The organism is Accumulibacter sp., assembly GCF_032229525.1.
Classification (GTDB): Bacteria; Pseudomonadota; Gammaproteobacteria; order Burkholderiales; family Rhodocyclaceae; genus Accumulibacter.
This window is the reverse complement of record NZ_JAVTWB010000178.1, coordinates 1-6,682: the sequence shown is the minus strand read 5'-3', so window position 1 is coordinate 6,682 and position 6,682 is coordinate 1. Positions and strand designations below refer to the sequence as shown.

4 protein-coding genes and 1 pseudogene are annotated in these 6,682 nt (G+C 61.0%); 4 read left to right on the top strand and 1 reads right to left on the bottom strand.

Annotation, left to right across the window (positions count from 1 at the left end):
- Window positions 1–221 (bottom strand): annotated as a pseudogene (locus RUW20_RS13785) (magnesium transporter CorA); the annotation flags it as partial.
- A gap of 334 nt (window positions 222–555) precedes the next feature.
- Between RUW20_RS13785 and RUW20_RS13780 the strand changes: the two are divergent.
- The 4 genes from RUW20_RS13780 to RUW20_RS13765 form a co-directional block, all read left to right on the top strand.
- Entirely contained in the window at window positions 556–2,460 is a 1,905-nt protein-coding gene (locus tag RUW20_RS13780) for a potassium transporter Kup (RefSeq protein ID WP_313952808.1), read from the top strand.
- Between the two features lie 96 nt (window positions 2,461–2,556).
- The gene (locus RUW20_RS13775) at window positions 2,557–3,924 is read left to right on the top strand and encodes a hypothetical protein (protein WP_313952807.1); all 1,368 of its coding nucleotides are present in this window, start codon (window positions 2,557–2,559) and stop codon (window positions 3,922–3,924) included.
- A 247-nt stretch (window positions 3,925–4,171) separates the two neighbouring features.
- Window positions 4,172–5,149 carry a YafY family protein gene (locus RUW20_RS13770; RefSeq protein ID WP_313952806.1) on the top strand — a complete coding sequence of 326 codons (978 nt, stop codon included), beginning with the start codon at window positions 4,172–4,174 and terminating at the stop codon, window positions 5,147–5,149.
- 133 nt (window positions 5,150–5,282) lie between these two features.
- A partial coding sequence (locus RUW20_RS13765) for a CRISPR-associated endonuclease Cas3'' (RefSeq protein WP_313952805.1) occupies window positions 5,283–6,682 on the top strand: 1,400 nt, incomplete at its 3' end.

Here is a 6,682-nt window from a genome sequence, read left to right as displayed (position 1 = left end):
GGCATCAGCTTGAGCTTCTGGCGAAGGTCGTTGCGATATTGCTCCTGGATATGCAGGTTCGCTTCATCCAGGGAGGGGCTGTCCTGCTCGCGCAGCAGTGGCTCAACGAGTTCCTCGACGCGTTTCTGCAAGGAGAGCAGGGAGCGTATTTCGCTGAGATGCACGTCGGCGAGGCCTTTTTGCAGTGTCTCGTGCTCAAGAAGCTTGTTTTCTTCAGTCATCATGTAGACTCCCGGTCGATGGATCCAGCCAAGCGAGGGGCAGGATTGTAGCACCGCCCGACGGGCTCGGGTCGTTGCCTCCGGGGCTTTTTGCGTTTGCTTGAGAAAAGCCGAAAATCTCTTTCCGATCAAGCATGTGTCAGCTAATTTTCAGATTTTGTCAGGTTTGCTTTTGTTCTTGTCGTGAGGCTGCTTTCACCCTAGAATCGCGCCTTCGTTGCTGCGCTGCAGCAGTCGAAAAGGCCGCCGAGAGGTGCCTCGCCAAACGCTGGTCCGCTGTCTGGTCGGGGAAGAAGCGTTTGGGGGACTCGTGAGCAGGATTCCGGGAGGGGCAATGACCGCAGAGAACTCGCCACATGGCGAGAAATCGGGTCTGGCGGCGACGGCGCTGGCGGCAATGGGCGTCGTCTTTGGCGACATCGGCACCAGTCCGCTGTACACCATGAAGGAGGTCTTTGGTGGCCACCATCCGCTGCCGATTAACGCCGACAGCGTTCTCGGCATCCTGTCGCTGGTCTTCTGGGCGCTGACCATCACCGTTTCACTGAAGTACGTTTTGTTCATCACGCGCGCCGACAACAAGGGCGAGGGCGGCATCATGGCGCTGACGGCGCTGGCGCTGCGCACGTCGAACGCCTCGCCGCGCCTGCTGTGGGCGATCTCGGCGCTGGGCATTTTCGGCGCCGCGCTGTTTTACGGCGACGCCGTGATCACCCCGGCGATGTCGGTGCTGGCGGCGGTCGAAGGTATGGAAGTCGTGGCGCCTGTGCTCGAGCCCTACGTCCTGCCAATCACCGTCGCCATTCTGGTGGTCCTGTTCGTATTTCAGCGCCACGGCACGGCGGCTGTCGGGGCACTGTTTGGCCCGCTGATGCTGTTCTGGTTTGTCTGCCTCGGTGCGCTCGGTTTGTGGCAAGTCATCCAGCATCCTTCCGTGCTGCTGGCGATTAATCCCTGGTACGCGCTGCGCTTCATTTTCGAACATCAGGGGATGGCCTTTGTGGCGCTGGGTTCGGTGGTGCTGGCGATCACCGGCGGCGAAGCGCTTTACGCCGACATGGGCCATTTCGGGCGGCGCTCGATCAAGTGGGCCTGGTTCGCGTGTGTCTTTCCGCTGCTGTACCTCAACTATCTCGGCCAGGGAGCCTTGATCCTCGCCGACCCGACGGCGGTCGAAAATCCCTTTTTCCTGATGGCGCCGAGTGAAATCCTGCGCATACCGCTGGTCTTGCTGGCCACGGTGGCGACGGTGATTGCCTCGCAGGCGGTGATTTCCGGCGCCTTTTCGCTGACCAGCCAGGCCATGCAACTCGGCTACTGTCCGCGCATCCGCATCAAGTTCACCTCCGAACGCGAGAAGGGCCAGATCTACGTTCCGAACATCAACTGGCTGCTCCTGGCGGCGGTGATCGTCGTCGTCCTCGGCTTCCGCTCGTCGTCGAACCTGGCTTCGGCCTACGGCATCGCCGTCACCCTGACGATGATGATCGATACCATCCTCGCCTTTGTCGTCGTGCGCGCGCTGTGGCAGTGGAGCTGGCCGCGCGCGGCTCTGTTCCTGGTTTTTTTCGTAGTCGTCGACTTTGCTTTCTTCTCGGCCAACGTCATCAAGATTTTTGACGGCGGCTGGTTCCCGCTGGCGCTCGGCTTGTCGGTCTTTATCCTGCTATCGACCTGGAGGCTCGGGCGTCAGTTGCTCTACGAGAAACTCGCGCAAGATACGATACCGCTCGCCGCGTTCATTGGCAGCCTGGAGCTGGGCGGACCGCACCGCGTCGATGGCACCGGCGTCTTCCTCACCGCCACCCCCGACGGCGTGCCGCGGGCGCTGCTGCATAACCTGTACCACAACAAGGTCCTGCACGAGCGTGTGGTCTTGTTGCACGTCGACGTTGAAGACGTACCGCGTGTTGCCGAGGGCGAGCGCGTGCATGTTGAAGCGCTGCCCGCCGGGTTTTACCGGGTTTTCGTCCGCTATGGTTTCAAGGACGAAGCTGACCTGCCGCGAGCGATGGAACTGTGCGCCGGGCATGGATTGGCCTTCGAGATGATGGAAACTTCGTTCTTTCTCGGCCGCGAGACGATCGTCACCATGCCGATCGCCAAGCGTTCGCGAATGGGACACTGGCGGCAGGTGCTGTACACCTGGATGTTTCGCAACGCCGACCCGGCGACGGCCTTCTTCAAGATTCCGCCGAACCGGGTGGTCGAGCTCGGCGCGCAGGTCGAACTCTCGTAGGGCTTGCGTCGCTGGCCACGATTGCGTAATTTCCGGACAGTAAAGGGGTTTCCGGACGCCGCCGGCGGCGTATGACCATTGACAAGAGGAAGAGCAATGAGCAAGCGACGACGCCTCACCGCCGCGTTCGTGCTGAGCTTTCTGGCCGCCGCTGTCCTGGCTGACCAGCTGCCGCCGGCACCCTCCGAACTGGGCAACATTCGGCGCAACGCGCAAGGTCAGCTGGAGGTCATCCGGGCGCCTGCCGAGCGGCCCTCAGCGGCAGCCCCGGCCCCGGCCCCGGGGCCAGCCTCAACCGCCGCAGGCGTCACTGCCGGGGTCAGGGAAAGCGCCCAGGCCAAAACCCCCGAGAAGCGGATGGCGAGCACCACCGCGCCCGGCAGAACCATCGTCGTCGGTCCGCTGGAAGCGGTGCGCAGCATCGAGGAAGCGGCACGCATCGCGCGCGATGGCGATACCATTGAAATCCGGCCCGGCGAATACCGCCAGCAAGCGGTGGTGTGGACGCAAGGCCGGCTCACCATCCGCGGAACCGGCAAGCGCCCGCGCCTGATCGCCGACGGCGCCAGCGCCGAAGGCAAGGCGCTGTGGGTGGTGCGCAACGGCGACCTGCTGATCGAGAACCTCGAGTTCCGCGGCGCGCGGGTAGCCGATGGCAACGGCGCCGGCATCCGCTTTGAACGAGGCCATCTTCGCGTCGTCCGCTGCGCCTTCTTCGACAACGAGATGGGCATCCTCACCGGCAACGTCGCCGACACCGTGCTCGAGGTCGAGGACAGCGAGTTCGGCGAGGCGCCGAAGCACGCCGGTGCGCTGCATCACCTGCTTTACGCTGGCACCATCGCCCGGCTGAGTGTCAAGGGGAGTCGCTTCCAGCAGGGCTATCTTGGCCACCTGATCAAGTCCCGCGCCCGCGAAAGCCGCATCTTCTACAACCTGCTCGTCGACGGGGCCGGCGGCAGGGCGTCGTACGAGCTTGAATTCCCCAATGGCGGGTTGGCATGGGTGATCGGCAATATCATCGGCCAGAGCGAAACGAGCGACAACGTGGACCTCATTTCTTATGGTGCCGAAGGCAAGCGCTGGCCCGACAACGCGCTTTACCTGGCGCACAACACGCTGATCGACGACCTGCCCGCCGGCAACTTCCTGCACGTCTGGCTGGATCGGATGCCGCCTGGATTCGAAGTGTGGGCGATCAACAACCTGGTCGCCGGCTATGGCCGGGCCTTGCCGAAAGCGCCGGGGCGCTACGCCGGCAACCAGATCGTCGAAAAGTCAGAGCTGAGCGATGGCGATGGCCTGCCGTTCCGCCTGAGCAGCCACTCGCCACTGCGCGGCAAGGCCGATTTGCCCGGCTTCGTTCGCGAGCAGAATCTGGCGCCGACCGCCGAGTTCATGCTTCCGGCCGGGACCCGCCCGCTGGTCGTCGGCTCGCCGCTGTCGCCCGGGGCGCTGCAGTAGAGTCGTCGGCACTGGTGCCATCGCCCAACGTCGAGGAAGGTTGTAGCATGTCGCTTGGGACGAGGGACGAACGCCAACGTCTTCACCCAGGGGCCTAGCGCTGGCCTTGGGTCGCTGTTCTAGACCGACGGGTCAGGGGACCACTGTAGTGCAAAGGATGCCTCCGTGCTAGCCAGCACGATTCGGAGTCTCGCTGCTTCAACGAGCGTTCGCCTAGCAATTAATTATTGCTACATAAGGCAATCGCATGAACCGTTCTGAGCGCTTTTACGTCATCGACAAGTTGCTGCGCACACAACGGGCGGTTCCCATTGAGGACTTCCTCGCGGCACTTGAAGTATCCCAAGCGACTTTCAAACGCGACATCGAGTACATGCGCGATCGCCTACATGCACCGATCGTTTGGGACCGTGCGGCTGGCGGATACTTCTTTGACCATCTCAATCTGGGCGGGCCGCATTATGAGTTGCCTGGACTGTGGTTTTCGGCCAAGGAATTGTTTGCACTGCTGGCAGCGCAAAAACTCCTCGGTGATATCGAACCAGGAGTTCTCGCGGCACACCTTGCTCCAATTCAATCTCGGCTCGCGTCCTTGCTGGAAACCTTTGGCCATTCATCTGCTGAAGTGAGCCACCGCGTGCGATTGCTATCCATCGCCAAACGCCAGCTCGAGCCGCGCTATTTTGCGGACATGGCATCTGCTCTGCTATCAAGGCAGCAGCTCAAGGTGGAGCACTGGAACCGTTCACGAGACGAGATTACAACGCGCAATCTGTCGCCACAGCGCTTGGTGCATTACCGAGACAATTGGTATCTCGACGCGTGGTGTCACCTCCGGGATGGTCTACGCAGCTTCGCTGCCGAAACATTGGTTCGCGTTGCCGTACTACCGGAAGTCGCAATAGACATTCCCGACGAAACACTGAACGCTCACTACGCAGCTGCATACGGCATCTTTGCTGGCGCTCCCAGAGAAATAGCCAGCCTGATTTTTTCGGCGGAGCGCGCGCGTTGGGTACGCTACGAAAGATGGCATGCCGACCAGTGTGGCGAAGATCTTCCCGATGGGCGCTATCGCCTGAAAGTGCCTTATTCCGACGAACGCGAACTGCTGATGGACGTGATGCGGCACGGCGCGCACGTCGTTGTAGAAGAACCCCATTCCTTGCGGCGCCGGTTGAAAGAAGAAGTCGATGCCATGTTTCTGAAATATTCGGGCGACTAGCTCACGCTGTGAGCTAGCAGAGCGCGCAACATACCAAGCGTGTTCAGCTCGGCAGCCCAAAGCGTAATCGTTTTGGCGATCCGCATGCGGGCAATGCCGTCCTTCTTGGCAATGAGTCGTCAGGAAGGCCTATTTGTCAGACAGTTTGGTCGAGTCCATGGCCGCCAAATCATATTTTCGTTACTGGGGTAAGGCCACGCCGCAAGAAAGCGGAGGCGCGCAGTTGCATTTGCTGCCGTATCACTGTCTGGATGTTGCGGCGGTTGGACTGCAATACTTGCGCAGGGCTCCTGCCTTTCGTGATTTTCTCGGCTCGCGAATGCATGCCGACGATGAGGTAGCGCAAGAGCAATGGATAGCGTTCTGGCTCGCCATGCATGATCTTGGCAAGTTCTCGGAAAGCTTCCAAAGTCAACGGCCTGATCTGTTTGAAAAACTGAGAGGTCGTCTGCCAGACGCCAGCAAGGTGTATACGCTTCGCCATGACAGTCTTGGCATGCTGTTCTGGAGCGACAAACTCGAAAGGTACGCCGTTGAGAACAGATGGTTTGGGCTTCCGACCAAAGCCTGTGCACACGGACTCAACTACTGGGTCAGCGCTGTGACCGGCCATCACGGCCAACCGCCAGAAGCACAGCCGTGTGGACGGTGGAAAAACCACTTCCATTGGCAGGATGACCCGCCTGCAATTTTTCAGTTCGCTGACGATCTTCGAGAGCTGATCTTTGAGGGTCGGGAGGCGGGCATCCCCACCACGCTTGACCCGGAAGCTTTTGAACACGCCAGCCAGGAGTTGTCGTGGTGGATGGCGGGCTTGGCCGTCCTCGCTGACTGGCTAGGGTCCAATACGGATTACTTCACGTATCGCGCCGAGCCTGACGACCCACTGCCCTTGCGAGAATACTGGGCGCATGCCAAGAAACAAGCGGCTGTTGCACTTGATCATTCCGGGGTCTTGCCGCTGCACTGTGGCGGTGCACTGCCATTCGAGTCCCTTTTCCCGAAAATCACCACGCCATCTCCGCTGCAATCCTGGGCGGCAACGACAGAGCTTTCGCGCGGCCCCCAGATTTACCTACTGGAGGATGTGACCGGCGCGGGCAAGACCGAAGCGGCAGTCTTGCTGGCGCACCGCTTGATGGCGGCAGGTCAGGCCGATGGCTTCTTTATTGGCTTGCCGACCATGGCCACGGCCAATGCGATGTACGGCCGCATCGCGCAAGTCTATGCGCGCCTGTTTTCGGGCAATGCCAGCCTTGTCCTGGCGCACGGCCAACGCAACCTGGTGGAAGCATTCGCCAAATCCGTGATTCCGAGCGGCCCAACTACCGACGACGACCAACAGTTGGATGAAAGCGCAAGCGTCCGCTGCAACGCATGGTTGGCCGACCACAACAAGCGTGCGCTGATGGCCCCGGCCGGCGTAGGCACAATCGACCAGGCGCTGCTCGCGGTGCTGCACAGCAGGCATCAGTCGCTTCGCTTGCTTGGACTGTTCCGTAAGGTTCTGGTCGTCGATGAGGTGCACGCCTG

Excerpts from the sequence above, each read along its gene's own strand:
- RUW20_RS13780 (WP_313952808.1), top strand. The coding sequence starts at position 556 with ATGACCGCAGAGAACTCGCCACATGGCGAGAAATCGGGTCTGGCGGCG.
- RUW20_RS13775 (WP_313952807.1), top strand. The coding sequence starts at position 2,557 with ATGAGCAAGCGACGACGCCTCACCGCCGCGTTCGTGCTGAGCTTTCTG.
- RUW20_RS13770 (WP_313952806.1), top strand. The coding sequence starts at position 4,172 with ATGAACCGTTCTGAGCGCTTTTACGTCATCGACAAGTTGCTGCGCACA.